Origin of the sequence: Bacillus sp. FSL W8-0640, assembly GCF_038007725.1 — a bacterium.
GTDB classification, from domain to species: Bacteria; Bacillota; Bacilli; order Bacillales; family Bacillaceae_G; genus Bacillus_A; species Bacillus_A cereus.
In genome coordinates, this window is record NZ_JBBOXT010000001.1 from 748,197 (window position 1) to 774,429 (window position 26,233).

Consider the following 26,233-nt stretch of genomic DNA (forward strand, 5'->3'; position numbering starts at 1 on the left):
AGATGGAGAAGAAACAAAGTATGCTATCACCAATTATCCGTATTACTTTTACATTTCTAGTGTTGTGTGGACTTGTATACCCACTTATTGTTACTGGTATTGCACAAGCAGTGATGAAGGATAATGCGGATGGAAGTCTAATATATAATGATAAAAATGAAGTGATTGGTTCTAAATTAATTGGTCAAAACTTCACGGATCCACGTTATTTTCAAGGGCGTGTTTCTAGTATTGAATATAAGGCTGAAGCATCTGGTTCAAATAACTATGCACCATCTAATCCAGATTTAGCAAAGCGAGTAGAGAAAAGTATTGAAGAGTGGAAGAAACAAAATCCCACTGTTCCAGTCACAGAAGTACCGATAGACTTAGTGACAAATTCAGGTTCAGGGCTTGATTCTGATATTAGTCCAAAGGCGGCCTCGGTGCAGGTGGATCGCATCTCAAAATTAACGAATATTCCGAAAGAAAAACTTAATCAATTGATTAAGGATCAAACGGAAGGCGCTGCACTCGGCTTGTTTGGAGAAGATCGTGTGAACGTCTTAAAATTAAATTTAGAGTTACAGAAATTAATAAAATAGCAACAGTGCTACCTCAATCTAAAGGATTGAGGTAGCGTTGTTTCGAATGAAAGGTAGTGTTTATTTTGTATGCAGATGATTATGAACCGAAGTTCCAAAGGCGAACGCCAGAGGAATATTTAGAATATATTCGTCAGCAAAATCGCGGAAAGTTAAAGCTATATGTAGGAGCAGCTCCAGGCGTAGGAAAAAGTTATAAAATGCTCTTTGATGCAAGGGAAATGAAAAAAGATGGAATTGATATTGTAATTGGTTTAATTGAAACGCATGGAAGAAAAGAGACGGAAGAAGCAATTGCTGATTTAGAAAAAGTTCCTTTGAAAGAAATCCAGTATAAAGGAAAGGTATTTTATGAGCTTGATGTGGAAGGAATAAAAAAACGCGCGCCGCAAGTAGTCGTAGTGGATGAACTTGCGCATAGTAATGTTCCTGGTTCTAAACATAAGAAACGTTATATGGATGTGCAGGAATTGTTAGAGGCTGGTATATCGGTATTATCAGCTTTTAATATTCAACATTTAGAAAGTGTTCATGATATTGTAGCTCAAATTACGAATGTAAAAGTAAGAGAACGAATTCCAGATTTTATTTTACAAAAAGCAAATGAAATTCAGCTCGTTGATGCAACGCCTGAGGTATTAAGGAAGAGACTAATAGACGGAAAGATATATAAAGAAGAAAAAATTCAGCAAAGCTTACAAAACTTCTTTACACTTAATAATTTAGGAGCACTTAGGGAATTATCACTTCGAGAAGTTGCCGATGATATGGACGAGAAAATTAGCCAAACAGTAATAGAACCAATTGGCGTAAAAGAAAAAATTCTCGTTTGTGTACAATACAGTTCAACAGCGGAGAAATTAATAAGACGGGGATGGCGCATGGCTGATCGATTAAATGCTGAATTGTACGTATTAAACGTTGAGAGGGAAAATATAGATTCTATTTCAGCTGGAAAAAAGCAGACGATTGAAGAGTGGAAATCGTTAACCAATCAATTTGATGCGAGTTTTGTATTAGAAGAGGCGAAAGGGAGAAAACCAGCGGATGTTATTATTGAAGTCGCAAGAAGATTACAAGTGACGCAAATTTTACTTGGACAATCTGCAAGAACAAGGTGGGAAGAAATACGAAAAGGCTCTATTGTAAATGAAATTATGAGACAAACAAAGTATATTGATATTCATATTGTTGCGGATCAAAGAGGGTAAAATAGAGCCGACATTTTGGGGGCTCTATTTTAATTTTTGTACAGCATGAAAACTTAGCATTTTCATTGCATATAAGATTACAAGTAAAAACATAATTGCGCCTAGGAAGAAAATCCAAAAGTAATTTTGGTTAAATAAAAGAAATCCACCTATAAGTGGCCCTGTACCCATACCAAGATAGCGGATGAAGTTGTATATACCGATAGCTGTTGCACGTTCTTGTACGAATTCTTCTGTTAATAAAGTAGTGTGAGTTGGCATAGAAAGTCCCATACTAAAACCGTACAAAGATGTAACGATAATGATGAATGAGATATTGATGCTATATGTGAAAGAGAATAAAAAGACACATATAATATTGAAGAAACTCGTAATAAATAAAGTTGGCTTTGTTGTGAGGCGTTTTTGCAAAAACTTGTAGCAAAAACTTCCTAGCATGATAGAAAGAGACATTGGCACAAACATAAGACCAATTTCATTTGCAGCTAAATGAAATGAATTTGCTAAAATGCTCGGTAAAAAAACGAGAAAGCAAAAGTAAATACAAAATTGAATGAAGCCAATAAGAGTAATAGAAAATCCAGTTTTATTTTTTAAGATAAGAGAGTAATTCTTTTGTGCTTTAGAACGCTTAATTACATTTGGCTTTGTTTCTGGAAGTAGTGAAATGTTTATAATTAATAAGATAATGCCAAGTGTAAATAAAAAGAGAAATACAGATAAGTGACCATGTATACTGCCAAGATAACCACCTATGAGTGGAGCCATTGCAGGTGCGAGGGCAAGTAACATTTGGTATAGGCTCATCGCTTCTCCGCGTTCTTTTCCTTCAAATAAATCGCCGATAATCGTTGCTGAAACTACAGGTATAGCCGCTATTCCTATAGCTTGAACAGCTCTAAAAAAGAGAAATAAATAAATGTTTGCCGAAAAAGCACATCCGATTGAACCAATTGTACTAATGACTAAACTAGGAATAAGGACAGATTTTCTTCCTTTTGTATCAATTAAAGGTCCATATACGAGCTGCATAATTGCAAGAACGAATGTGAAAAGTGAAACTGTTACATTTACAAGATAAAGAGAAGTGTGAAAAGAATTTTGAATCATCGGTAAGATAGGTGTGTAAATATTTTGCGCGAAGGAACCGAATAAGGCACTAATACAGACAACATATAAAATAAGAGTTAGTTTAGATTTTTTCATCATGTTAACCTCCTTGTGATTTAGTTTCCTTGGAAACTAAATTTATTTTAACATGATTTTCTTACTTGTAAAGATGAAAAAATGGTTTTAAAATGGTATATAGTTAAATTGTTTCTTTGGAAACTTAGGAGGCGAACGGATTGAAGCATGCAACGAAGCAAATGGAAATACTTTCGGACATTCGTACACTTTTGCATAAAAAAGAAGAATATTTAAAACGACAAAATGAGAAGTTTCTTCGTGAGACAGGCGTAAGTAGTATGTCTTTATCTGAGTTACATGTAATCGAATGTATCGGAAAAAATGGTTTGATGAATGTAACGGCAATTACGACAGAAATGGGCATGACGAAGGGAGCAATCTCTAAAATTTGTACAAAGTTGTTTCAAAAGCAATTCGTTGAGAAGATGCAAATGTTAGATAACCAAAAAGAAATCTTCTTCAGCTTAACGGAGAGTGGGAATGAAATATATAAAGCTCATGAAAAATTGCATAAGCAAGCTGAAGAAAAGTGGTTGTTACTTTTAGATGGATATACGAAAGAAGAGCAAGACTTTATTCAAAGGTTTATAAAGGATGTCTCCGATCATTTGGAAATATAATTGGAAGAAAAAACTCCTTTTTCTCAAGTCTTTTAAATATAATTTCTGAAAGAACTCATATATAATAGAAAAAGATACTTAACATGGTGAATAATTAAAGAGTCAATATATATAGAGGAGAGAGTAACATGCTTGAAAATACGGGGTTAGTATTAGAAGGCGGCGGTATGCGTGGTGTGTACACGGGCGGGATATTAGAATACTTTATGGAACAAGATTTATATTTTCCATATGTAATCGGTGTATCAGCTGGTGCTTGTCATGCAGCGTCGTATCTTTCCAGACAAAGAAATAGAAATAAAACGGTCAATATTGATTATGCATCACATCCGAAATATTTATCGTATAAAAACTTATGGAGAAAACGTCAGCTATTTGATATGGATTTCATTTTTCATGAAATTCCGGAAAAGTATGTGCCGTTTGATTTTGAAACATACTTTAATAGCCCGGAACGTTTCCTTGTAGGAACGACGGATTGTGAAACAGGGCAATCTGTTTATTTTGAAAAAGAAGGAACGAATGATGATGCGCTAAATTTATTACAAGCGTCTAGTTCATTGCCTTTCATTGCACCGGTAGTAAATTATCGCGGTAAACAACTGTTAGATGGCGGGATTTCTGATCCAATTCCAGTTCGTAAAGCGCAAGAGGATGGATTTAAAAAATCAGTCGTTATTTTAACGAGAAATCATGGCTACGCGAAGAAAAAATCAAGGTTTGGATGGGTTGCAGCGAAAGCTTATAAAAAATATCCGAACCTTGTTAACACGATGCTAAATCGTTATGAAGTGTATAATGAAACACTTCACTACATTGAAAAAGAAGAACAAGCTGGGAATTTATTTGTTATTCGTCCAGAAGTGCCGCTTCAAGTAGATCGTATGGAAAAAGATACAGCAAAACTACAAAATTTATACGAGCAAGGCTATGAAGACGCAAAGAGACAATTTGCAGATTTAAAGGCGTTCTTGCAAAAATAAGTATTAGGCTGCGGAGATGGAGTTCTCTGCAGCCTTTTTTTGTATTGCTTGCTTATCCGTTACTTTTTAAAAATGTATGAATGTTTAAGTGTTTAAAGAGTTTGTAAAACATCGGGGGTTCTTGTTGAGGAGAATTTATTTGAAGGATATTATGATGATGTAGCGCTACTAAACTATTAAATTTATGAGGTGATTGTTAATGAAAGGAAAAGTTTTTTCAATTACGACTTTAGTATTATTAGCAACATCAATCTCAACAAGTGCATTCTATCCAACTCTAAGCGGTCACAAAAGCGGTAACCTACTATCTTACAGAGCTCAAACTACTACGAATCAAAATGCATCTCGTTGTTCAGTAGCAATTTCTTTTATTAAATCAAATGGAAATAATTCATATATTGAAAGCGCTTCAGACAAATTAGGATCCCATGAATCTGGAAGAGCATTAAACGCAACTGTGAGTAATGGTGCATATAACGCCTTTGGTGCAAAAGGACTATACTCGGAGCATTATGCAAATGAGAATAATGACTATCAAGAAGATACACACAAAGGTACTTTTGATAGTAATGGTAACTTACGATTACAGTGGTAAAAAGCATTAAACAGTTGTCTTTATAAATATTTAGATAAGGGGAAGGGGATGTTCATCATCTCCTTCTTATTTAAAAGGAGCACAGACATGTACCTAGCTTTTAAAAATATAAAAAGCAATAAACTGTTTTTCTTAATTCTCCTTATGTCATTTTTTATTTCTTTTCTTTCTATATCAATAGCCGCACTTTTAACAGAGTCTAAACGAAACTTTATATCGGCTTTTCAAATCGGTTTTCCAGAGAAGAACCAAGTTTTAACTGTTCCGATAGCGAATGCAACTGAATTGGAAGAGATAATTCCTTTCATACAAGATACTTTTGTTAAAAGTGATATTTATGTAGAGCATTTAAAAGCATTAAATAGTTCAGGGGCAACAAAGATCATAGCTGTGAATTTAAAAGATGATTATTATTGGAAGCCATATATTTCTGAAGGACAATATTTTCATCGTGAAAATGTAAACGATATGGTTGTTGGCGATCAAACGAATGTAGAGGAGTTATATGAATTTGATGATACATATAAAAAAATAGGAACTATATCAAGAAAAGACAGTGACGTCGGTGTAGCAGGCATATACGTTCCACTTCAAAACTTACCTACTATATCTAAAAAAGGTATTATTGAGAGTAAACAATTACAATTAACAGTTGTTAATCCTACATCATATATTCATAACGAAATAAAAAAGTTTATGGGTAGGAGTAAAGAAGTGCTTTCGGGAGATGTTCAAATGCTGAATGAACGAGATCTTCAAGAACTACATGTGACACATATAGATCCAGCAAATAAGTATTATTATAAATTTATTCTTGTTGCAATTGTTTCTGGCATTTCTGCGGTTTTATTTTGGATTTATAAAAAAGAAAGAGAGATTTCATTAAAAAAAGCAGTAGGTGCTTCTAATATATCTATCTACTGCGAACTATATATTCAAATTTTGTTTATTTCTCTAGCAGCGATGTTCTTAGTTTTTATTACGTTAGAAATATTTTCGGGAACAATTCATACTTATTTTCAGACATACTTAGTAAAACCGTTAACACTATATGTATTGATATGCAATGTTATTTTTATAATTTTTCTTACAATTTTTGTTACTGTAATTCCAATCAAGCACATTATAAATATATATCCCGGAAAACATTTAAGAACGTAGGAGGTCGTCATGTTTTTTATATTTGATTCTATACGGTCTGTGAAAAAACGGTTGTTACCAAGTTTGATTATAGTAATTTCTTTAATTATTGCATTTTCTTCAGCAATAGAATTTGTTAGTAATCTTTCGGGATATCGAAAAATGATGACGGTAGCAAATAATTTATCGACTCATAAAAATTTCTATGAACTTTATGCGACGCAAGATATAACCTTGTTTAGCGAAGAAAAAGCGAAAAATGATTATCAACATTTCATGCAAGGGTTATCTAATATGATACCAATAACAAATAAAACTAATTATCTGTTCCGTAACTATTCACTTAGTTTAAAAAAAGAAAATGGAACGATAAAGACTCTTATTGTTGATAAAGATATTAATAAGTACTTTCGTATACGAATTTCACAAGGAAGATATTTTGAGGAATCGGAATTTCATAAATCAGTATTTGATATTAGACCTGTTATATTAGGGGCTAATTATATAGAAAAGGTATCTATTGGTGATGTTATACCATCTGGAAAAATGAAGCTAAAAGTAATTGGTTTTTTAGAAAAAAATTCACCATTTACATATCCTCGAAGTGGTGAAATATCGGATAATCGTATTACATTATTAGATGACATGGCGATTTTACCAATTGGAACAGAAGAAATAGAGTTCTATAGTGTAGAACTTTTATACAATGGGTTAATTATAGAAACAAATGATAAGATAAATATAAATGAACTTCAAAAGAAAGTATTAAAGGTAACAGAAGGTAAGGGTTATTCGTATTATGCTACAAATCCGAATAAATTGTTAGAAAACGAAAAACAAGGTATTGATAATATGTCATACCCCTTATTATTAAGCGGTACAGTCTTATTTTTTTCATTTCTATCTATTGTATTAACATCAATGGCAGCACTTTATATGGAGCGTAAAAATATTTCTATTAGATCAGCGTTAGGTGCAAGCACTTTTCAAATATGTCTTCCATTTATTATTGAGTATATGTTGCTATTCGTTTTAGCGATATGTATAGGCATAATGTATTTTCAATGGGAGAATAGCGGAGTAATTGAAATTCAGAAAGGGCTAGAAAATAGTATAGTATCTTTCTTTGGAACGTTAAAAGTCTCTATAGAATCATTGGTTGTTATAGGTGCTTTATCACTTGTAATGATCCTCGTTATATATGCAATCATTTATTTCAATGTACTAAAAATAAAAAATACATATATGAAAGAGGTGTTATAGATGATTCAGCTCGCAAATGTGGCTAAGGGATACGGAAAGAGTAATTTTAGTGCTTTACAAGATATTAATCTTACAATAGAAAAAGGCGAAATGATAGCCATTATGGGACCATCTGGTTCTGGGAAATCAACCTTGCTTAACATTATTGGCTTAATTGATAGCCCCTCTACTGGAAAGTATTTTTTAGATGGAATGGATACGAGTACATTCAAGTCAAATTATCATAAGTATAGAAACACGGAAGTTGGATTTGTGTTTCAGAACTTTTCGCTATTAGATGATTATACAGTTGTTGAAAATGTAATGCTTCCGCTTATATATAGAAGAATTTCTCATAAGAAACGTATGCAAATATCAAAAGAAATGCTGAAAATGGTAGGGCTTGAGAGGCATATTAACAAATATCCTTACGAGTTATCAGGAGGAGAACAGCAAAGAACAGCAATAGCAAGGGCTTTAGCACAAGATACAAAAATTATACTTGCTGATGAACCGACTGGTGCTCTTGATCAAGAAAATGGGGAGAAAATTATGAGTATTTTACAAGAGATTAATAAAGAAGGAAAAACAGTGCTAGTTGTTACACATGATCAAAAGGTAGCTGCATATTGTCAGAGGACGATACGGTTACTCGATGGTTGTATGGTGTAATATTATGTGAAGAGGTGATACATATGGAAAATGTCTATAAAGGACTTAGGCATACTGGGTTTATTATGATGTTTATTTTTGGTAGCGTATTTTTACTTCGCTGGTTTATTCATGATGAAATGTTAATAGATCAACTTATTGGTTTTAGTGTGGGCATAGTAATGGTTATTTCATCAGTTTTCATTCAAAAGTATAGTAAAGAATTAAAGGTAGAAGAGAAGTATTAAAAGGTTATAACCTTCTTCATATTTTGGAGGTGCCTTTATAGTTTGAATGATTGTTGTAAAAGAAAAGTAGAGCATCGGATTTCGATGCTCTACTTTTTTAATGTGGTAAGAATATCAATTGATAAGCAAACAAAATTCCAAATACATATACAAGTGGGTGAACAGCACGGAATTTACCTTTTGCCACTTTCATAAGTGGATATGAAATAAATCCAAGTGCGATACCTGTTGCGATACTTGATGTAAGAGGCATGCTTAAGATTACTAAAAATGCTGGGAATGCTTCATCAAATGCGTCCCAATCGATGTGGCGAACTGAACCCATCATAAGACTACCAACGATAATTAATGATGGAGCAGTAATAGCTGATACACCAGAGACAGCACTTACTAATGGTCCGAAGAATGCTGCTAATGCGAATAGAACAGCTACTGTAACAGTTGTTAAACCAGTACGACCACCAGCTGCAACACCAGCAGATGATTCAATGTAAGCTGTTGATGGTGTCGTTCCGAACATAGAACCAATAGTTGCTGAGAATGAGTCAGATAGAAGAGCTCGTCCAGCTTTTGGGAGTTTTCCGTCTTTCATAAATCCACCTTGTTGAGCTACCCCAAGTAATGTACCTGTTGTATCAAATAATGTAACAAGGAAGAATGAAAATACAACGCCGTATAATCCGTAGTTAATTACGTCAGATACAGCAGTAATTGGATTTGAAACGATAATTCCTTCTGGTAATCCAGGCATTGATGTAACACCGTTTGAGAATGTTAATTGTCCTGTGAAGAAAGCGATAATACCAGTTAATAGCATACCGATAAATAGTGCGCCATTTACATTTAAAGACATAAGGATAATAGTAATTCCAAGTCCAGCTAATGCTAGTAGAACTGGAGCAGAGTGAAGATCACCAAGTCCAACTAAGTTTGCATCATTTTTTGTAACGATACCAGTTAATCGTAAACCGATAAAGGCGATAAATAACCCGATACCAGCAGTAATTGCATGTTTTAAGTTTTCAGGAATTGCTTCCATTAATTTTGTACGGAAAGATGTAAATGATAGCAAAATTAAAATCATACCTGCTACGAATACAGCAGAGAATGCAATTGCGAAAGTCATGCCTTCATGCGCTTTTACAACAGAGTAAGAGAAGTAAGCATTTAATCCCATACCTGGCGCGATTGCGATTGGTAAGTTTGTAAAGATTGCCATAAATAATGTTCCGACAACAGCAGCAATAATTGTTGCTGTAAATGCTTGTTCAAATGGAACACCTGCATCTCCAAGGATAACAGGGTTTACGACAATGATATATGCCATTGTTAAGAAGGTAATAATACCTGCCATAATTTCAGTTTTAATAGAAGTTTTATGTTTTGAAAGGTTAAACATATAAACATCCTTTCTGTTTACGAATAATTTTCACAACAGTTATATATAATATTCGTTTTTTATCTATTTTGCAATAGTTTTGCATAAAAAGTTTATAACAATTCATATTTTGTGTCTTAAATTCGAATATTAATCGTAAACCGATGTGTGAATTTCAGCTTTTTATTGTGCACATGCTAAGGAAAAGGAGTTGAAAGCAGCTATGCCACAGCAAAAAAACTTTATAACAATGCCTGCGCAACATCAAAATAAGCAGCCTGGTATTGAATCATTAATGAATCCTCTACCACAGTTTGAAGATCCCAATTATAAAGGTAGCGAAAAGTTAAAAGGAAAGAATGTATTAATTACAGGGGGAGATAGCGGAATTGGACGAGCAGTTTCCATCGCTTTTGCAAAAGAAGGAGCAAATGTTGCGATTGCTTATTTAGATGAGGAAGAAGATGCTAATGAGACGAAGCAATATGTTGAGAAAGAAGGTGTAAAGTGTGTATTGTTGCCGGGTGATTTAAGTGATGAACAGCATTGTAAAGATGTTGTTCAAGAGACCGTCCAGCAGCTAGGTAGTTTACAGGTTTTAGTAAATAATGTCGCGCAGCAATATCCGCAGCAAGGACTAGAGTATATTACAGCAGAACAGCTAGAAAAGACTTTTCGTATTAATATTTTTTCTTATTTTCACGTTGCGAAAGCAGCCCTTTCTCATTTGAAGAAAGGGGATGTCATTATAAATACGGCATCTATCGTTGCATATGAAGGAAATGAAACGTTAATTGATTATTCCGCGACGAAAGGAGCAATCGTAGCTTTTACAAGATCACTTTCTCAATCGTTAGTGCAAAAAGGGATTCGGGTAAATGGTGTTGCACCAGGACCGATTTGGACACCGCTTATTCCATCGAGCTTTGATGAGAAGAAAGTCTCTCAGTTTGGGAGCAATGTCCCAATGCAAAGGCCTGGTCAACCATATGAGTTAGCGCCGGCATACGTATATTTAGCGTCTGGTGATTCTTCTTATGTTACTGGACAAATGATACATGTAAATGGGGGCGTTATTGTAAATGGATAGTTTTCATTTATAAGAGCAAAGTAATGTTAATTCCACTTATTATAGTGAGCGCTAGGGGGGATATAGCTGAAAAAGTTATGTTTCGTCATACTATTATTTTTCATCCTACCGGTTAGTGCTTTTGCTAATACAGATCATTTAATATTAGTGAATCTTACGACAAATCAGTTGTCTTTTTTTGAGAATGGAAATTATACAAAAACATTTCCAGTAACGACTGGAAGAGATCGTACACCTACGCCTGAAGGTAACTTTTGTATTATAACTAAATTTAAAAATAAAGAATACCATCGAAAAAAAATACCTGGGGGTGCACCGAATAATCCTCTCGGTACGAGGTGGCTTGGACTAGATAAGAATGAATATGCGATTCACGGGACAAATCGGGAATGGACGATTGGAAGTAGGGAATCAAATGGTTGTATTCGCATGCATGACAGGGATATACAATGGTTATATGACAGAGTACAATTACAAACAAAAGTAATCATTTCTCGTTTTCATACGAGCCCCGAATATGAAGCGAATAAGCTTGGTTATCGCGTTGTGAGCTGGAATAGTCGGAAAATAGAAGAAGAACAAATTGGAGTACTTACGCTAGTAGACCGCGCGGATATATATTGGCAAGAACCAAATGGACAGTTAACAAAAGTGAAAACGGTATTGCCAAATGAAAGATATCCAGTGTACTCAAAACGAAAAGATGGAATATATTATATAGGAAACAATTTGTATATTATAGATGAAACAGGAGAGAAAATTCGTTACGAGCAAATTCCTTCTTCAATTTTAAGTAATATATATAAACGGAAATACAATGTTCCGTAATGGCTACCGTTTTATAGACGGTAGCTTATTTATACTTGGAGTTTAACTGCAACTATTATATTTTGCTGAATATAATACAGTACAGATAGGGGGCGGTTATATTATGAAAAGTGAATTTGCGTTTAAAGTTTTTTTAGTAACGACCTGTTTATTTATCGTGTATTTATATGCGTTTCTCGTCTTTTCTTTTTATGTTCCATATGTTGATTTAATATTGTTCTTCGGATTTATTTGGGCGTTTGTGAAAGCGAGGGAAGGAGAGAAGAGTATATATCGGCGCATTACCTTATGCGGGACGGCCGTTCTCGTTATTTTGTACTTTTTTATTATGCATGATTTTTGGAGGGGAATGTAAAAAGCATACGATTAATCGCATGCTTTTTTTGTTTAATATTTAGGCTTAAATGTATGACAACAAGTTTCTACACTCGTTGCTACAGAACTTTCTAGCGTCTCGTTTGTTAAAACAGCAGCTGTATATGAATCATTTTCAGTTTGACCAGTTTCATCTGCATCAGGCTGAACGATGATCGCACTTGCTTGACAAAAGTTACCTTGTCCCCAAAAAGAACAGTTGGAAACAGAACATCTTACTTCTGGCATAAAACCCCCTCCTTATACATTAGTGTGGGATTTTACACCCATTTCATGTGTAGAAGGAGTTTCCTTTTCTAGTTACTTTTTCGTTTGCTCAAGCCATTCTTTTAATTTATCTTTCGGCTGTTCACCGCTAATACGGCTCACTTCTTTGCCATCTTTAAAATGAATGATTGTTGGTGTTCCTTGAATTTTATATTCATCCCAAGGAGCATCTAATTTTTCAATATCCATAACTTTCATATCAACGTTTAAGTCTTTAGCCATTGGCACTAGGACAGGAGATAATTTTTGGCAATGAACGCAAGATGTTTGATAAAAGTATACTGTTTCTTCTTTTTTCTCTTTTAAGTTCTTTTGAAGATCTGAAAGAGAGATTTTATTTGTGTAGTAGTCAGGACCGTTTGTCTTACTTTCAGTAGGATTATCAATCTTTTGGCTAGTAGCATTTTTTTCTTCCATTTGTGTGACAGCGAAAATTGCTACGAACAAGGCGATAATAATACCACCAAATATAAGCATTTTTTTCATTCTTTCATCTCCTTATTTGTTTTTGATGACAATAAAGCTACAAACAGCGATTGTAATAAAGCCGATAAGTGCTAAAAACGGGATTGTAATAAAACCAAACCAGTTTATAAATTCTCCGGTGCAGGGTACACGACCGCAAGCTGCTCCAGCAGCTGAAAACGCTGGGACTTTTTGAATTGCATAGTGATATAAAGAAATACAAGCACCAATACTTGCAATTGGTAAAGAATAACTTGCGATGCGATAATCTTTTTTTGCTACAGCGATACCGAGCCATAAAACGAATGGATACATAAAAATACGTTGATACCAACAAAGTACACAAGGCTCAAATTTCATGATTTCGGAAAAATAAAGACTTCCCAGTGTAGCGATAAAAGAAGCTCCCCATGCGGTAAGTAAAGCATATTCTTGCTTTTTTTCTCGTCCCATATTTTATACCTCTCTTATAATAGTTACATACTAAATTATAGTATGAAGTGGTATGGAAAAGAAAGAAAAAATATGTTTATCAATAAAAGTTTTATGAGGAGAAACTTTTATTGATATAAAAATTTAAAAAAAGCGCCATTCTCCGGAAGAGAATAGCGCTATAGTTTACATTTGAATTTGTTCTACTTCTTCTACATGCGACTTTTGGGATGCGTGGTCAATATATTGAAATAGGAGCTGCAATTGTTTATCAACTTCTGGCAGTTCCTTGCTGTATTGATAAGCGTGTAAAAAATGCTCAATACGCTTAGAAAATAATTGATCGTTCGTTTGAACCATGAGAACGAGTAATTTATCCCAATTACAGCAATACGTGTAATAGAGAGCTTTATCATAGTCGTTATATGTTTGCACTGTGTACCCTCCTTACCGAGAGTTATATATAGTGTGTGATAAGTAAGGAGAAATACACTTGAAAGAATTTGTTAAGAAAAAATGAGAATGAAAAGAAAAAACGAGGAATTCCCTCGTTTTTTAAGCTTTTGGCATTGGCGTAGGTGTTGGTTTGCCATAGCCTTCTTTGTATTTATTATCGATATAGTTACGAATTTCAAGCGTTGATTTTCCTTTTTGTTTCATGGAAGCAGATTCAACTGCAATTTCTAGGCAATTGACGCAAGTCGTTGCATGGGAGTCCCAAACAACTTCACCATTCTTTTTAATTTCACGAATAAAGCAGTTTTTATTATTTTTATGTCCTACACTTTCACCGCAACCACAATAGCATGGAATCCAATCTAATAGCTCTGCATTTTGTCCAGCGACGGTGTAGATATCTTTCATTTGTGGATCAAGCTTATCTAGGAAGGTTGGAAGTGTGTCGACTCCTTTTGTTTTCTCTTGAATGTCAGCTTGCTGAGTGTGCGATGCGTGGTCATGTTCTTCTTGTTTTGATTCAGAAGATTTTTGGTCATTTGTACCAGTACTTCCGCATCCAGCAAGAATTAAGCTTAGTACTGCAAGTAAAGAAAATACATACTTTTTCATTCGCTTGTCCCCTTTACAAATGTATTAATAAAATTGTATCAGACTAAGGGACACCTAGGGAGAAGTTTTTTTTGAACGATTTTTGAAGTGCCATCTTAGTGAATGAAACAAAAATAAAATCGGGATATAAGTGTATACAATATATAAACCCGCTTGAGATAGTACGGTATTTAATGTGTTGATACTTTCACGGTTTGTGAAGAACAGAGAAGCTGAAAATATGATGAAAATAAAAAACGGTAATGTAAATTTAAATGAAATATGAAAGGAACGCTTCATCGTTTGACATGATGACCAAATGGTTAAGCAAAGGTTTGGTAAAATAATTAAAAACCAAACGAAAATAATAATATATTCAAAGCGCTGAATAAAAGGAACTTTAATTATTTTTAACATCGTTAAAGTAGGCCAAATAGTACGGTTTAATTGTCCCTCGCTGTAATACATAAAAGATACGATAGCTAAAACTACATAAATTAAGGTGCTAAAAGCAATTCCAGCATGGGCCCATCTTTTTAAAGATTTTCCTTTTTCAATAAAGGGATAAAAGATAAGAATTGTTTCAAACCCTAGAAATTCCAATGCAGAGTGTTTTGCAGATATAAGCATGTCAAAGGGTGAATGTGTAAAAATAGGTAAAATATTACGAAAATGTGCATACTTCATCGGATAGACTAAAAAGAATACAACGAACATAGGAAGAACAATACCCCAAAAACATATCCCTGTCACAGAACGGAAGCCACCTTTTATAATGTAGTAAGTGACTAATAAAAACATAAGCGTAAGTTTCCATAACTTAATGGTAGGGAAAATCCAAACTTGTATCACTTCTATATATGTACGAAGAACAGTAAGGCAAAATAATAAGCAATAAAGAGTGAAAATTACAGAAAATATAGAGCCAACCCATTCTCCAAAGGTTGTTGTATGAATACTAATTAAATCTCCGTCTTTTTCAAGCATTTTTAACATACAAAACAGTACAATATGAGTTGCAATACCTGCAATAATAAGAGAAATCCAAGCATCATAACCTGCATTTTTCAAAATTATACGTTGATATCCGAGAATTCCTATACCAACCTGGAGAGAATGCAATAAAATAAATGCAAAATATGGAGATACGGTCTTTGTTTTATTCATTGTATTCATTGCTTATTTCACCTCACTATTCTCCGATTCCAGATTGTACAATATTAAGATCTAAATTTATATCTACCGCTATATTTTTATACATATTTCGAAGTTGTTTTATATTCCATTTTCTCGTATGGCTTCTAATTTCATCTCGTATTCCTAAAGGATCAATTTCTTTTTCTTGAAATTGTTTTATTAAATCTTCACAGTCTTTTTCGACATTTCGTTCAATTTGTTTTTTTATATAGTTGATATTTGTTTTTTTTCTTAGATCAATCCAATTAGGAGAGTTTTTAATTAATCCATTTAGTTTTAAATGGATTTTTACTTTTGGTATGTCGCCAGTTTGATCTATATCATACTTATTTTCCCCAGCTAAGTTTTGTATAACAACCATACCTTTATGTTTATCCTTTTTTATTGCTGCTTCGTAACGTCCATTTTTCGTAGGATTAATAAGTAATTTTGCTAAAACAGAATGTCTTTTATCCGTATACATGACGACTTTATCGCCTTTTAAAAAGGCAAGTCCTTTGACAGCGACAGAATGATTATCGTCCATTTTAATATAAGGAACATAGGCATCACATACAGAAGAGTAATAATTATATAAAAAAATGTTTAATTCAGTTTGTGGAATGTTCTCATTTCTTATATTTTGCTCGAGTAAATCAGCAATATATAAAGACCCATTTTTTTTTCCGTAATTTAAAAGCTCTTCAGCCGATCCATCTACAATTGCTAGTTGTACATCACGCCCGATATTTGGGTCACGTTGTAAGTTAGTAATAATCTCTCCCATTCCGCGTTCCCCTAGAGCCTTTCCAAATAGGACGACACGCATTTGACCTACAACAACATTGTGAGGAGATTTCGCATTTAATCGTGAAGCAATTGTTTCAAGTGAACGGGCAGATGTTGTTTGCGTCTCTGGTTTAGACTTTACACCATGTGTGTACTCTGGGAATAGAATAGTTCCTTGGAATTTTTTGTTTTTTGTGATGTCAAATCCAGCAATATGAATAATACGCTGTGCATCCACTATATACGTTTGTGTACAGCCAGTTTGTAAAACGAAGAAGATAATGATAAGGTGCAATAAAATTTTTTTCATTCATTCTCACCATCACGTTTTTGCTTCGATTTGTTTGGATTGTAGCGCCATTTTGATTTTGGTCTAAGAAAAGAAGGTCTTTGTGCCGTTTGACTAAATGGTAATCGAAGAAAACCTTCTGCTGTACCTAAACCACGAAATGGATATAAAGGTAATAAATAAGGTGATCCAAGTGATTTTAATTTAATTAAATGAGCTAAAATAAATACAAATCCGACAATAAGGCCTAATCCTCCGAATGCACCGGCTAAAAGGATAAGCGGAAAGCGTAACAACCGGATAGTAGAAGACATCTTTACGGTTGGTGTTGTGAAAGATGCAAGAGCGGATAAAGCAACTGCAATTAATAAAATTGTACTTGTCAAAGCTGCCTCCACGGATGCTTGGCCAATTACAATCCCCCCAACAATCCCAATCGTTTGTCCGACTTTTGTCGGTAAACGCGCTCCAGCTTCACGAAGCAATTCAATTGTAATTTCTAAAAAGAGTGCTTCTAGAATAGGAGGGAAAGGTACGTTAGCTCTCGAGAAAATAATAGGACCTAGTAAATCGGCAGGAATCATTTGATAATGATATGTTAAAGCCGCTGTATAAATAGCGGAGGAAAAAAGAGAAAATATAGCTCCGAAAAAACGAATAATACGAAAGAACGATCCAATCATCCACGGTAAATAATAATCTTCTGGTGAAATGAAAAAATCCAGTAACGTTGTTGGTCCTGATAAAGCATATGGAGAGCCATCTGTTAAAATTAAAACTTCCCCGTTAATTAATGCAAATACAGCTCGATCTAATCGTTCTGTAGGTAATAGAACAGGAAAAGGTGAATTGCTATTATCACTAATAAATTGCTCAATCATAGTTGAATCAAATGGGACATCAAAGTCAATGTCTTCTAGCCGTTGAAGTGCGGTGTTGACAAATTGTTCATTTGTAATTCCTTCTATATAAGCAACTGCTACTTTCGTTTTTGATATAGATCCGACGGTAACTTCTTTAAAAATGAGTTGCTCCGTTACGATATTTCGGCGTAATAAGTGGATATTTGTATCAAGGTTTTCAACGAAACCGATTTTAGGCCCGATTACGCTATACTCATTTTCTGTATCGTTATATAATCGTTTTCCTAAAACAGTACTTTCGGCACGAATTAAAGCATATTGATCAGGATTCGAATTGTTTTTTAAGCGTATTAAAATATATCCACCTAATAATTTTTCACGAATATCATCAATAGAAGGGGAGGTAATAATGTCTTCAATAGAGATGATATTACATAAATCAGAGATGTTTTGGATTTGTTCCGATTCCTTTTTTATAGGAGTTAAAATGAATTGTTTAATAATAAGTGCTTCCACGACAGATTTATAATAAAACAAGCACAACGTTTCATCTTTAAGTATGTTATAAGAGACAAAATCGCTTGATTCTTTCATGGTTTGTATAAATTCTGGAATAGAACAAAGTATTTTTGTATTAGTCTTTTTTGATTTCTTAGATGATAAACCGAACATTTTCTCACCCCTAACTTACATCATTTACTTGTGTTAGTTTTTGGGAAAGACGGGAATTTATACTTAAAAATTGAAAGTTCATAAAGAAAAGGAAGAGTGGTGAATGGCTCTTCCTTTTTAGCATTTTAATTTGTTTTTCGTTCTTTAATAGACTTCACTAATTTCATCATTTCCGCTCGTATATCTTCTCTTTTTACATTTAATTTTTCGGCAATTTGTTTAATGTCCATTCCATCTTTTTTCATTTTTAATACATCATCAAGAGGGGTATTGCTTTTTTGAGAGATGATTGTTAACACAGTAAGGTGACGCAATTTGATGTTATATTCTTTCATTTTTTGCTTTAGCTGATCCGGTGTGGATTTTTGCATAGTTGCTAACTGTTGTAGCAGTGCTTGCTTTGTTTCTTTATTCATATGATGCTTTTTCAGCTTACTTGGATCTACACCGAAATGCTCGGCTGTTTTCTCCCAAGATTTATTTTGCTTATAGTAAGCTAAAACGTCTTTTATTTCTTTATTACTAATCCTTGCAATATGAGCAGCTTTCCAAATTTCATGTTTGTTATAGCCGAGCTTTTCTAGCGACTGCATTTCTTCTTCTGAAATTGGTTTATGGTGATGCATTGTTACTTCTTTCGGTGTGGCAGCGGACGTAGGGAAGGGGGATATCCCACATAATAATGCTGCCATAGTCATACTTACTGCGATTTTTTTGTACATGTAAACTCCTCCTAGATGGATAATGTAGAAAACTGTACACATATCATTTCCATAAAATGTGAAATATTTGTGAACAAGTTAAGTTTTTTTATTCACAGTATGAAATGACGTTTTTAGAAGTTTTCCAACATAAAACATTGATTAATAGTAAAAAACTAAGGTATAATCGAAATTGAAAATCAATATCAATACCAACAATAAACTTATACATATAGATAAAAATAAGGGAGAGATAAATATGACTACATATACTTCCATCGCTAATGTGATTAAAGAAAGGCGCTCTGTTCGTACATTTACAGACAAAGCAGTAGAAAAAGATTTATTAATTGAACTATTAAACGATGCAACATGGGCACCAAATCATAAGCACCGTGAACCATGGAATTGTAAACTATACATCGGAGAAGGCCGCAAGAAATTAGTAGATGCAGTATTAAGCTCTTTCACAGAAGAAGAAAGAGCGAAACGCGGTAAAATTTTATCAGATCGTTTCTTAAGCACGCCTGCACAAATCGTTGTATATATAAATGAAGATCCGCGTCAAATTCAACGTGATGAAGATTACGCTGCAACATGTGCATTTATGCAAAACTTCCAACTTCTTGCTTGGGAACGCGGATTAGGCTGCGTTTGGAAATCAGGCGGATTAAACTACAATCCATTATTTATAGAAGGAATCGGTTTAACAAGAGGCCAACGTATCGTTGGAATTCTTCATATCGGCTATTTCGATAAAGCGCCAGAAGGAAAAGCTCGTACTCCGATTACGGAGAAGATGGAGATTATTGAAGGTTAATAGATGAGACATTCTCGTTTTTGCGGGGGTGTCTTTTTATTATGCAATCAATCCTCATGAAAGCTTGTTTTTCATCATACACTTTCTTAAGGGAAAGTGTAAGGAGGGAAAATAATGAGAGCAAGTGACGATAAAGCACTGCAATATGCGATTGCGGAAATTACGGAAATTGCGACTGGATTTGGGCTTGATTTTTATCCGATGCGTTATGAAATATGTCCAGCGGAAATTATTTATACATTTGGTGCATATGGGATGCCGACAAGGTTTTCACATTGGAGTTTTGGAAAACAATTTTTCAGAATGAAATTACAATACGATTTAGGACTTAGTAAAATATACGAACTCGTTATTAACTCTGATCCATGTTATGCCTTTTTATTAGATACGAACTCGTTAATTCAAAATAAATTAATCGTAGCGCACGTTTTAGCGCACTGTGATTTCTTTAAAAATAATATTCGTTTTTCAAATACGAAGCGAGATATGGTAGAAAGTATGTCAGCGACAGCTGAACGGGTGAAAGCATATGAGCATAAGTACGGAAAAGAAGAAGTAGAAACATTTTTAGATGCCGTACTTGCCATTCAAGAGCACATTGACCCGTCGCTCATGCGTCCCAAACTTGCGTGGAGTATTGATGATTTAGAAGAAGAAGTAGAAAAGAAAAAGGTATCACAATACGATGATCTATGGAATTTAGATGATCGAAACAAAAAGAGAGAACGATCCAATATACGCAAAAAGAAGAAGATCCCACCGCAACCAGAGAAAGACTTGCTCCTCTTTATTGAAGAATATAGCCGTGAGCTAGAAGATTGGCAGCGTGATATATTAACGATGATGCGTGAAGAAATGTTATATTTCTGGCCGCAGCTTGAAACGAAGATTATGAACGAAGGCTGGGCATCCTACTGGCATCAACGCATACTTCGTGAAATGGACTTAACCTCTGATGAAGCAATTGAATTTGCGAAACTAAATGCAGGTGTCGTTCAGCCATCAAAAACAAGTATTAATCCATACTACCTCGGTATTAAAATCTTTGAAGATATTGAAGAACGGTACAACAATCCGACTGAAGAAATGAAACGACGAGGCGTAAAACCAGGATCGGGCCGTGACAAAATGTTTGAAGTACGCGAAATTGAATGGGACGTATCGTTCCTAAGAAACTACTTAAATAAAGATCTTGTTATGCGAGAAGATATGTACTTATTCCAGCGCCAAGGAAAAGAATATAAAGTAATAGATAAGGAATGGGAAAATGTGCGTGATCAACTCGTAAATATGCGGACAAATGGTGGCTTCCCATACTTAGTAGTAGAAGACGGAGACTACTTAAAAAACGGAGAGTTATACATTAAACATAGTTACGAAGGAATCGAGCTCGATTTAAAATATTTAGAAAAAGTATTACCATATCTTCATCAACTATGGGGAAGAACGGTGCATATGGAGTCCATTGTGGAGAGTAAGGGCGTTGTGTTTTCTTATGATGGTAAGATGGTGCATCGGAAGTATGTGTGAGGGGAAGAACGGACATAGGATACTGTGTCCGTTCTTTTTATTTGGAACCAAGTTAAATATGCTATTCTTGAAAAAAGGGAGTTATATAGAGAAATGGAGTGATTTAAATGAGCAAAATAGGGGTATGTAAGGTTGATATTACGCCGCCTGTAGGTATTGATTTTGTCGGATATCATAGAGAGACAGGAATAAATAATATTGAAGAGCGTATTTATGGGACAGTTTTTGTATTTGAAAAAGATGAAATGAAAACTGTGTTTATAAGTATCGATAATATTGGGATGTTAGTAGAAGATACGAATATGATTCGTGAGCGAGTAGCAAGTAGGCTTCATGTGCCATTTGAGCGAATAACGGTTGTTTATACTCATACGCATTCCGGTCCAGAGACAGTCGGTGATGATCCGCTAGTGCAGTCGTATAAAATGATTTTAGTAAATAATGTAGTACATGGTGCTGTTACTGCAAATAACAATTTAAAGCGATGCGAAGTTGGATGGGGTGTTACGACAGGTGATATCGGTGTAAACCGACGAGAGAGAACATCTGATGGAAGAGCAGAGATGGGAACAAATATTGAGGGTGTTGTAGATAAACGAATTGGCATGTTGGCAATCAGAAATGCTGAAACGAAGGAGCTATCTGGGATTATAGTATTTTGTACTGCGCATCCGAATGTTTTAAAAGGTGATAGCGATGAATTATCAGCAGATTATCCTGGAATAACGAGAGAGATTCTAGAGCAGATAGTGAACTGCCCTGTTATTATTGTTCAAGGTGCCGCTGGAAATGTGAATGCGAAATATCGCGGTTCAAGGGAAGCGTTAAAACAAATGGCTTACATACTTAGTGGACATGTATTAACGATGTTACCAACAGTTACATATAGTCCAATTGTAAAATTAAGGACAGTTTCAAGTATGATGCAAATGAAGTTGAAGGATATTCCTGAAATTGATGAGATACGAAGCATGGCTCGATTGGCCGAGAAGCAGTGGGGCGTGAATACGGATGAATGGCTTGCTATCGTATTAGAGAAATATAGGCAAGGTATTCGGAAGTTACGTATAGATTTAGAAGTTCAACTGTTTCAAGTTAATGATGGTATGTTTTCAGGTATACCGATGGAACCTTTTTCAGAAACTGCCTTAGCAATGAAAGAGAGCCTTCAAAATGAATTGGCTTTCTTTGGTGGATATATGAACGGATATCTTGGTTATTTACCGACAAAAGACGAATATGCATATGGCGGATATGAAGTAGAATTAAGTCCTATTGTGTATGGAACAGTTACAAATTTGTTAATGCCACCGGGAGAGAATACTGCGGAGTTGATTGTGAAAAAGGTTATGGATTTATGTAATATGGTGAAACTTTAATGAGACAGGTTTTTGAACGCAGAGTAAAGAATATGACTCATTGTTTGATTTTGTTAAGTCAACGTAATTAATAATGATAATCATTATTAATTACGTTGACTTCTAAAAAAAGAAAAACTAGAATTTATAAAGGGATCTTCAATTGTTCGCTATCATTTGTATAGGAGGTAAGTTATGTTGGATAGCTTTATTTCTATAAGATGTAGGTTGGCTCTTTATAGTTTTGGTGTTCTTTTTATCTTTTTTTGTACAGTATTTTTGGTGAATCAGAAGGTGTATGCAGAAGATGTACCGTGGACATCAGTTTCAAATGAGGGAGAACGTGTACTTTTTCAAGAACAATCTTTGTATAGTAATGATCGAAGGGGAGAAGATCTTGTTTCACCTTCATTTGAAGGGCGTAAACATGGTGGGGAAGATTGGGGATACTTATTAAGAGACAGTAATTTTAATTATCCATCTAATATCCTTACACATTCTGTAATAGGAAGAGATGATCGAATTAGAGTTACTAATACAACTTTGTATCCTTATAGGGCTATAGTACACTTAGTAATTCAATTTAATGGACAAGAGGTTTATGGGTGTACAGGAGCGCTAATTAGTAAAGATACAGTATTTACAGCTGGGCACTGTGTTTACAATAAAAAGCTTGGTGGATGGGCAAAAAATGTTATTGTGACTCCTGGTAGAAATGGAGACCAAGCACCGTATTTGCCTTATAGTTGGACAAAGCTTTATTCAGTAAGTGGATGGACTGATGATGGAGATTCGGAATTTGATTATGGAGCCATTAAATTAAATGGATCTCCTGGAGATTATACAGGTTGGTTAGGATATAGAACTACTAATGTAGAGTCTCCAAAGGGATTACTCGCAGTAGTTCCAGGGTATCCATGTGATAAAGTAGGAAATGAAAAATATACTATGTGGACAGATTATGGACCAATTGAAGGCACTAGTCCTAGAATTTTAACATATAGGATGGACACTTATGGATGTCAAAGTGGAGCACCTGTATATCATGACTATTCTCGTACGGGTGTAACAATAATAGCTACCCATACAGTAGGAAGTAATTCTTGGAATTCTGGAAACCGGGTGACAGACGATGTTTTTAATAATCTTAAAAAATGGTCTGAATAAATATAATAAGCTTTTATGGATTTTATTTTGTGTATTGGTCATAATCGTAATGACTAGTTATATAGTAAATAATGAAAAGAAGTTTAGTAAGGTTGTTAATTCTGTAACTTTTCACGTGAAAAATAAAGAAAAACAGCCAATAAAAGATTTTGAAATTATACTTATGAAAGACGAATCACCTGAACCCAGTAAAGAAATTGGGATCTCAATAGGGAAAACAGACGAAGAAGGAAAAGTTATTTGGAGGAATGTGAGAACGGGAAAATATATCGTATTTTTGCCAAATAACGAGACGCAGATGGTTATGATTAATGATAGAGATGCAACGAAAAAAATAAATATATCATTGTAGAAAAAGAGTCCATTGGGATTCGTTTTCTCAGGTTGTGGCATTAAAGAATTTTACGTGGAATGGATTTAACCTTATGTGAAGAAGCTATTGATTTTGAAAATTTAAATACAGGTGTATTTAAATTTTCAAAACACGTATTTATACATTGGTTTAATCGTGCAGAAAGTTATAGAACTATACGCAAAAGAACTTGGAGGTATCTAAGTTCTTTTTTATTTGTTTCAAATTTGTGAAAGAAAGACATATTGATTGAAATTAAATTTTTTATACTCTATCATATACCCATACAGGTATAGGTTTTTGTTTGATGCATGAGGAAATTAAATAATAAATAACATGGAGGTTTGAAATATGTCTAGAAAAATTGTTGTAGTAGGCGGAGTTGCTGGCGGGGCATCAGTAGCTGCAAGGCTTCGTCGTTTAAGTGAGGAAGATGAAATTATTATGGTTGAACGCGGTGAATACATTTCGTTCGCAAACTGTGGATTGCCATATTATATTGGCGGTGTCATTACAGAAAGACAAAAGTTATTAGTACAAACTGTTGAAAGGATGTCAAAACGTTTTAATTTAGAGATACGTGTATTGAGTGAAGTTGTAAAGATTAATAAAGAAGAGAAAACAATTACGATAAAGAATGTAACTACAGATGAAACATATAACGAGGAATATGATGTTTTGATTCTTTCACCAGGGGCGAAACCAATTGTTCCACCTATTCCGGGCATTGAAGAAGCGAAGGCGTTGTTTACGTTACGAAATGTACCTGATACAGATCGTATAAAAGCGTATATTGATGAGAAGAAACCACGTCATGCGACGGTTATTGGTGGAGGATTTATTGGAGTGGAAATGGTTGAGAATTTAAGAGAACGCGGGATTGATGTTACTCTTGTAGAGATGGCGAATCAAGTAATGCCACCAATCGATTATGAAATGGCAGCATACGTACATGAACATATGAGAAATCACAATGTTGAGCTTGTTTTAGAAGATGGTGTAGATGCGTTAGAAGAAGACGGGGCTATTGTACGTTTAAAAAGTGGCTCAGTTATAAAAACAGATATGATTATTTTAGCAATTGGTGTACAACCAGAGAGTAGTTTAGCGAAAGAGGCAGGATTAGCATTGGGAGTTAGAGGAACGATAAAGGTAAATGAGAAATTTCAAACATCTGACCCATATGTATATGCAATTGGTGATGCGATTGAAGTGAAAGATTTTGTTACAGAAATAGAAACGATGATTCCTTTAGCGTGGCCAGCTAATCGTCAAGGTCGCATGTTAGCAGATATTATTCATGGTCATACGGATTCTTTATATAAAGGTACGATGGGAACTTCTGTGGCTAAAGTTTTTGATTTAACAGTTGCTTCGACTGGAGTGAATGAGAAAATATTAAAACGACTAAATATACCCTATGAGGTAGTACATGTACAGGCAAATTCTCATGCGGGATATTATCCGAATGCTACGCCTGTGCTAATAAAATTAATTTTTAATAAAGAAAGCGGAAAAATTTATGGAGCGCAGGCGTTAGGGCGTGATGGTGTAGATAAGCGTATTGATGTTATTGCAACGGCAATGAAGGCAAACTTAACTGTAATCGATTTGCCGGATTTAGAATTATCATATGCCCCGCCCTATTCTTCTGCAAAAGACCCAGTAAACATGGTGGGGTATGCGGCAAGTAATATAGTAGATGGTTTTGTGGACACAGTGCAATGGCATGAAATAGATCACATTGTTAAAAATGGTGGATATCTTATTGATGTTCGAGAGCCTAATGAACTAAAACAGGGAATGATTAAAGACTCTATTAATATTCCGTTAGATGAATTACGTGATCGATTGGATGAAGTGCCAATGGACAAAGAAATATATATCACTTGCCAACTTGGTATGAGAGGGTATGTTGCAGCGCGCATGTTAATGGAAAAAGGATATAAGGTAAAGAACTTAGATGGTGGCTTTAAATTATACGGAACAGTAGTACCAGAACGTGTTGTATATTAATATTTTTTCATCTTCCACTTCAAAATTTGGTGGAAGATGAAAGCCTATATAGTAAGGTTTCACTTCTTGTTTTGTGAACATATAAGATAAATATTAAAAATAGGGGTTTACAAAATACCCTATAGGGTATAATATATTGTCATAGGTTATAAATAG

The 26,233-nt window shown here is 34.4% G+C and carries 29 protein-coding genes; 18 read left to right on the top strand and 11 right to left on the bottom strand.

The genetic code is table 11. The features are described from left to right. Nucleotides 1–2 precede the first annotated feature (2 nt). Together kdpC and kdpDN are read left to right on the top strand one after the other, a co-directional pair. Entirely contained in the window at nucleotides 3–584 is a 582-nt protein-coding gene (gene kdpC / locus N2V80_RS03860) for a K(+)-transporting ATPase subunit C (protein WP_061654751.1), read from the top strand. A gap of 56 nt (nucleotides 585–640) precedes the next feature. After that, a complete protein-coding gene (kdpDN, locus tag N2V80_RS03865; RefSeq protein WP_002060772.1) occupies nucleotides 641–1,795 on the top strand; it encodes a KdpD-like non-kinase potassium sensor in 1,155 nt (384 codons plus the stop codon). Between the two features lie 24 nt (nucleotides 1,796–1,819). Here kdpDN and N2V80_RS03870 read toward each other — a convergent pair whose 3' ends face one another. Then, on the bottom strand, nucleotides 1,820–3,001 hold the full coding sequence (locus N2V80_RS03870) for an MFS transporter (RefSeq protein ID WP_000748741.1): 1,182 nt from the start codon (nucleotides 2,999–3,001) through the stop codon (nucleotides 1,820–1,822). 140 nt (nucleotides 3,002–3,141) lie between these two features. Here N2V80_RS03870 and N2V80_RS03875 point away from each other — a divergent pair, with 140 nt between their 5' ends. From N2V80_RS03875 to N2V80_RS03905, 7 genes are all read left to right on the top strand, one after another. Beyond that, nucleotides 3,142–3,603 carry a MarR family transcriptional regulator gene (locus N2V80_RS03875; RefSeq protein WP_000679683.1) on the top strand — a complete coding sequence of 154 codons (462 nt, stop codon included), beginning with the start codon at nucleotides 3,142–3,144 and terminating at the stop codon, nucleotides 3,601–3,603. A 128-nt stretch (nucleotides 3,604–3,731) separates the two neighbouring features. Further along, a complete protein-coding gene (locus N2V80_RS03880) occupies nucleotides 3,732–4,586 on the top strand; it encodes a patatin-like phospholipase family protein (RefSeq protein WP_000892691.1) in 855 nt (284 codons plus the stop codon). 199 nt (nucleotides 4,587–4,785) lie between these two features. Beyond that, nucleotides 4,786–5,181 carry a hypothetical protein gene (locus N2V80_RS03885; RefSeq protein WP_000676983.1) on the top strand — a complete coding sequence of 132 codons (396 nt, stop codon included), beginning with the start codon at nucleotides 4,786–4,788 and terminating at the stop codon, nucleotides 5,179–5,181. Nucleotides 5,182–5,268: 87 nt separating this feature from the next. Next, on the top strand, nucleotides 5,269–6,342 hold the full coding sequence (locus N2V80_RS03890) for an ABC transporter permease (protein WP_061654750.1): 1,074 nt from the start codon (nucleotides 5,269–5,271) through the stop codon (nucleotides 6,340–6,342). Between the two features lie 9 nt (nucleotides 6,343–6,351). Next, nucleotides 6,352–7,584 (top strand): ABC transporter permease, encoded by a 1,233-nt coding sequence (locus tag N2V80_RS03895; RefSeq protein WP_061654749.1) that lies wholly within the window; start codon nucleotides 6,352–6,354, stop codon nucleotides 7,582–7,584. Then, a complete protein-coding gene (locus N2V80_RS03900; protein ID WP_000615295.1) occupies nucleotides 7,585–8,235 on the top strand; it encodes an ABC transporter ATP-binding protein in 651 nt (216 codons plus the stop codon). A gap of 23 nt (nucleotides 8,236–8,258) precedes the next feature. Next, complete coding sequence (locus N2V80_RS03905) at nucleotides 8,259–8,462, top strand: hypothetical protein (RefSeq protein ID WP_000432806.1); 204 nt, start codon at nucleotides 8,259–8,261, stop codon at nucleotides 8,460–8,462. Between the two features lie 97 nt (nucleotides 8,463–8,559). On the opposite strand, the gene N2V80_RS03910 is transcribed toward N2V80_RS03905, so the two are convergent. After that, nucleotides 8,560–9,861, bottom strand: a complete 1,302-nt coding sequence (locus N2V80_RS03910) for an NCS2 family permease (RefSeq protein ID WP_000482710.1) — start codon at nucleotides 9,859–9,861, stop codon at nucleotides 8,560–8,562. 202 nt (nucleotides 9,862–10,063) lie between these two features. Between N2V80_RS03910 and N2V80_RS03915 the strand changes: the two genes are divergently transcribed. From N2V80_RS03915 to N2V80_RS03925, 3 genes are all read left to right on the top strand, one after another. Continuing rightward, entirely contained in the window at nucleotides 10,064–10,930 is an 867-nt protein-coding gene (locus tag N2V80_RS03915; protein ID WP_001136259.1) for an SDR family oxidoreductase, read from the top strand. Nucleotides 10,931–10,996: 66 nt separating this feature from the next. Next, on the top strand, nucleotides 10,997–11,758 hold the full coding sequence (locus tag N2V80_RS03920; protein ID WP_025118307.1) for a L,D-transpeptidase: 762 nt from the start codon (nucleotides 10,997–10,999) through the stop codon (nucleotides 11,756–11,758). 103 nt (nucleotides 11,759–11,861) lie between these two features. Then, on the top strand, nucleotides 11,862–12,113 hold the full coding sequence (locus tag N2V80_RS03925) for a hypothetical protein (protein WP_000834195.1): 252 nt from the start codon (nucleotides 11,862–11,864) through the stop codon (nucleotides 12,111–12,113). A 32-nt stretch (nucleotides 12,114–12,145) separates the two neighbouring features. On the opposite strand, the gene N2V80_RS03930 is transcribed toward N2V80_RS03925, so the two are convergent. The 9 genes from N2V80_RS03930 to N2V80_RS03970 all read right to left on the bottom strand — a co-directional run bounded on the left by N2V80_RS03930 (nucleotide 12,146) and on the right by N2V80_RS03970 (nucleotide 18,855). Further along, on the bottom strand, nucleotides 12,146–12,361 hold the full coding sequence (locus N2V80_RS03930) for a DUF1540 domain-containing protein (RefSeq protein WP_001115481.1): 216 nt from the start codon (nucleotides 12,359–12,361) through the stop codon (nucleotides 12,146–12,148). A 72-nt stretch (nucleotides 12,362–12,433) separates the two neighbouring features. Next, nucleotides 12,434–12,886, bottom strand: coding sequence for a thioredoxin family protein (locus N2V80_RS03935; protein ID WP_000738450.1), 453 nt, complete (start codon nucleotides 12,884–12,886; stop codon nucleotides 12,434–12,436). 12 nt (nucleotides 12,887–12,898) lie between these two features. Beyond that, nucleotides 12,899–13,318, bottom strand: a complete 420-nt coding sequence (locus N2V80_RS03940; protein ID WP_000532264.1) for a disulfide formation protein C — start codon at nucleotides 13,316–13,318, stop codon at nucleotides 12,899–12,901. 165 nt (nucleotides 13,319–13,483) lie between these two features. Further along, a complete protein-coding gene (locus N2V80_RS03945; protein ID WP_001195459.1) occupies nucleotides 13,484–13,732 on the bottom strand; it encodes a YhdB family protein in 249 nt (82 codons plus the stop codon). A 120-nt stretch (nucleotides 13,733–13,852) separates the two neighbouring features. Next, nucleotides 13,853–14,365, bottom strand: a complete 513-nt coding sequence (locus tag N2V80_RS03950; protein ID WP_000761029.1) for a PCYCGC domain-containing protein — start codon at nucleotides 14,363–14,365, stop codon at nucleotides 13,853–13,855. Nucleotides 14,366–14,419: 54 nt separating this feature from the next. Beyond that, a complete protein-coding gene (locus tag N2V80_RS03955; RefSeq protein ID WP_061654748.1) occupies nucleotides 14,420–15,520 on the bottom strand; it encodes a GerAB/ArcD/ProY family transporter in 1,101 nt (366 codons plus the stop codon). A gap of 16 nt (nucleotides 15,521–15,536) precedes the next feature. Beyond that, nucleotides 15,537–16,619: a Ger(x)C family spore germination protein gene (locus N2V80_RS03960; RefSeq protein ID WP_000722246.1), complete on the bottom strand. Its 1,083-nt coding sequence runs from the start codon at nucleotides 16,617–16,619 to the stop codon at nucleotides 15,537–15,539. Then, on the bottom strand, nucleotides 16,616–18,133 hold the full coding sequence (locus N2V80_RS03965; protein WP_061654747.1) for a spore germination protein: 1,518 nt from the start codon (nucleotides 18,131–18,133) through the stop codon (nucleotides 16,616–16,618). Before N2V80_RS03965 ends, N2V80_RS03960 begins: the two co-directional genes overlap by 4 nt. 125 nt (nucleotides 18,134–18,258) lie before the next feature. Next, the gene (locus N2V80_RS03970; RefSeq protein ID WP_061654746.1) at nucleotides 18,259–18,855 is read right to left on the bottom strand and encodes a hypothetical protein; all 597 of its coding nucleotides are present in this window, start codon (nucleotides 18,853–18,855) and stop codon (nucleotides 18,259–18,261) included. Nucleotides 18,856–19,093: 238 nt separating this feature from the next. Between N2V80_RS03970 and N2V80_RS03975 the strand changes: the two genes are divergently transcribed. The 6 genes from N2V80_RS03975 (at nucleotide 19,094) to cdr (ending at nucleotide 26,077) form a co-directional block, all read left to right on the top strand. Continuing rightward, nucleotides 19,094–19,654 carry a nitroreductase family protein gene (locus N2V80_RS03975; protein ID WP_000214823.1) on the top strand — a complete coding sequence of 187 codons (561 nt, stop codon included), beginning with the start codon at nucleotides 19,094–19,096 and terminating at the stop codon, nucleotides 19,652–19,654. 114 nt (nucleotides 19,655–19,768) lie between these two features. Then, nucleotides 19,769–21,184, top strand: coding sequence for a stage V sporulation protein SpoVR (gene spoVR, locus N2V80_RS03980; RefSeq protein WP_061654745.1), 1,416 nt, complete (start codon nucleotides 19,769–19,771; stop codon nucleotides 21,182–21,184). A gap of 107 nt (nucleotides 21,185–21,291) precedes the next feature. Next, nucleotides 21,292–22,563 (top strand): neutral/alkaline non-lysosomal ceramidase N-terminal domain-containing protein, encoded by a 1,272-nt coding sequence (locus N2V80_RS03985; RefSeq protein WP_061654744.1) that lies wholly within the window; start codon nucleotides 21,292–21,294, stop codon nucleotides 22,561–22,563. Between the two features lie 174 nt (nucleotides 22,564–22,737). Continuing rightward, nucleotides 22,738–23,709 carry a trypsin-like serine peptidase gene (locus tag N2V80_RS03990; RefSeq protein ID WP_000887282.1) on the top strand — a complete coding sequence of 324 codons (972 nt, stop codon included), beginning with the start codon at nucleotides 22,738–22,740 and terminating at the stop codon, nucleotides 23,707–23,709. Then, nucleotides 23,675–24,061 (top strand): YbfJ family protein, encoded by a 387-nt coding sequence (locus tag N2V80_RS03995; protein WP_000478588.1) that lies wholly within the window; start codon nucleotides 23,675–23,677, stop codon nucleotides 24,059–24,061. Before N2V80_RS03990 ends, N2V80_RS03995 begins: the two co-directional genes overlap by 35 nt. Nucleotides 24,062–24,412: 351 nt before the next feature. Further along, complete coding sequence (gene cdr / locus N2V80_RS04000) at nucleotides 24,413–26,077, top strand: CoA-disulfide reductase (protein ID WP_000087605.1); 1,665 nt, start codon at nucleotides 24,413–24,415, stop codon at nucleotides 26,075–26,077. Nucleotides 26,078–26,233: the final 156 nt, after the last annotated feature.

What these genes read in the sequence shown, in the direction of transcription:
- N2V80_RS03960 (WP_000722246.1), bottom strand. Translation starts at nt 16,619, where the DNA reads ATGAAAAAAATTTTATTGCACCTTATCATTATCTTCTTCGTTTTACAA.
- N2V80_RS03950 (WP_000761029.1), bottom strand. Translation starts at nt 14,365, where the DNA reads ATGAAAAAGTATGTATTTTCTTTACTTGCAGTACTAAGCTTAATTCTT.
- N2V80_RS03895 (WP_061654749.1), top strand. Translation starts at nt 6,352, where the DNA reads ATGTTTTTTATATTTGATTCTATACGGTCTGTGAAAAAACGGTTGTTA.
- N2V80_RS03930 (WP_001115481.1), bottom strand. Translation starts at nt 12,361, where the DNA reads ATGCCAGAAGTAAGATGTTCTGTTTCCAACTGTTCTTTTTGGGGACAA.
- N2V80_RS03905 (WP_000432806.1), top strand. Translation starts at nt 8,259, where the DNA reads ATGGAAAATGTCTATAAAGGACTTAGGCATACTGGGTTTATTATGATG.
- N2V80_RS03900 (WP_000615295.1), top strand. Translation starts at nt 7,585, where the DNA reads ATGATTCAGCTCGCAAATGTGGCTAAGGGATACGGAAAGAGTAATTTT.
- cdr (WP_000087605.1), top strand. Translation starts at nt 24,413, where the DNA reads ATGTCTAGAAAAATTGTTGTAGTAGGCGGAGTTGCTGGCGGGGCATCA.
- N2V80_RS03995 (WP_000478588.1), top strand. Translation starts at nt 23,675, where the DNA reads ATGTTTTTAATAATCTTAAAAAATGGTCTGAATAAATATAATAAGCTT.
- N2V80_RS03935 (WP_000738450.1), bottom strand. Translation starts at nt 12,886, where the DNA reads ATGAAAAAAATGCTTATATTTGGTGGTATTATTATCGCCTTGTTCGTA.
- N2V80_RS03990 (WP_000887282.1), top strand. Translation starts at nt 22,738, where the DNA reads ATGTTGGATAGCTTTATTTCTATAAGATGTAGGTTGGCTCTTTATAGT.
- N2V80_RS03910 (WP_000482710.1), bottom strand. Translation starts at nt 9,861, where the DNA reads ATGTTTAACCTTTCAAAACATAAAACTTCTATTAAAACTGAAATTATG.
- N2V80_RS03955 (WP_061654748.1), bottom strand. Translation starts at nt 15,520, where the DNA reads ATGAATACAATGAATAAAACAAAGACCGTATCTCCATATTTTGCATTT.
- N2V80_RS03915 (WP_001136259.1), top strand. Translation starts at nt 10,064, where the DNA reads ATGCCACAGCAAAAAAACTTTATAACAATGCCTGCGCAACATCAAAAT.
- N2V80_RS03870 (WP_000748741.1), bottom strand. Translation starts at nt 3,001, where the DNA reads ATGAAAAAATCTAAACTAACTCTTATTTTATATGTTGTCTGTATTAGT.
- N2V80_RS03880 (WP_000892691.1), top strand. Translation starts at nt 3,732, where the DNA reads ATGCTTGAAAATACGGGGTTAGTATTAGAAGGCGGCGGTATGCGTGGT.
- N2V80_RS03975 (WP_000214823.1), top strand. Translation starts at nt 19,094, where the DNA reads ATGACTACATATACTTCCATCGCTAATGTGATTAAAGAAAGGCGCTCT.
- N2V80_RS03925 (WP_000834195.1), top strand. Translation starts at nt 11,862, where the DNA reads ATGAAAAGTGAATTTGCGTTTAAAGTTTTTTTAGTAACGACCTGTTTA.
- kdpC (WP_061654751.1), top strand. Translation starts at nt 3, where the DNA reads ATGGAGAAGAAACAAAGTATGCTATCACCAATTATCCGTATTACTTTT.
- spoVR (WP_061654745.1), top strand. Translation starts at nt 19,769, where the DNA reads ATGAGAGCAAGTGACGATAAAGCACTGCAATATGCGATTGCGGAAATT.
- N2V80_RS03985 (WP_061654744.1), top strand. Translation starts at nt 21,292, where the DNA reads ATGAGCAAAATAGGGGTATGTAAGGTTGATATTACGCCGCCTGTAGGT.
- N2V80_RS03890 (WP_061654750.1), top strand. Translation starts at nt 5,269, where the DNA reads ATGTACCTAGCTTTTAAAAATATAAAAAGCAATAAACTGTTTTTCTTA.
- N2V80_RS03965 (WP_061654747.1), bottom strand. Translation starts at nt 18,133, where the DNA reads ATGTTCGGTTTATCATCTAAGAAATCAAAAAAGACTAATACAAAAATA.
- N2V80_RS03885 (WP_000676983.1), top strand. Translation starts at nt 4,786, where the DNA reads ATGAAAGGAAAAGTTTTTTCAATTACGACTTTAGTATTATTAGCAACA.
- N2V80_RS03970 (WP_061654746.1), bottom strand. Translation starts at nt 18,855, where the DNA reads ATGTACAAAAAAATCGCAGTAAGTATGACTATGGCAGCATTATTATGT.
- N2V80_RS03940 (WP_000532264.1), bottom strand. Translation starts at nt 13,318, where the DNA reads ATGGGACGAGAAAAAAAGCAAGAATATGCTTTACTTACCGCATGGGGA.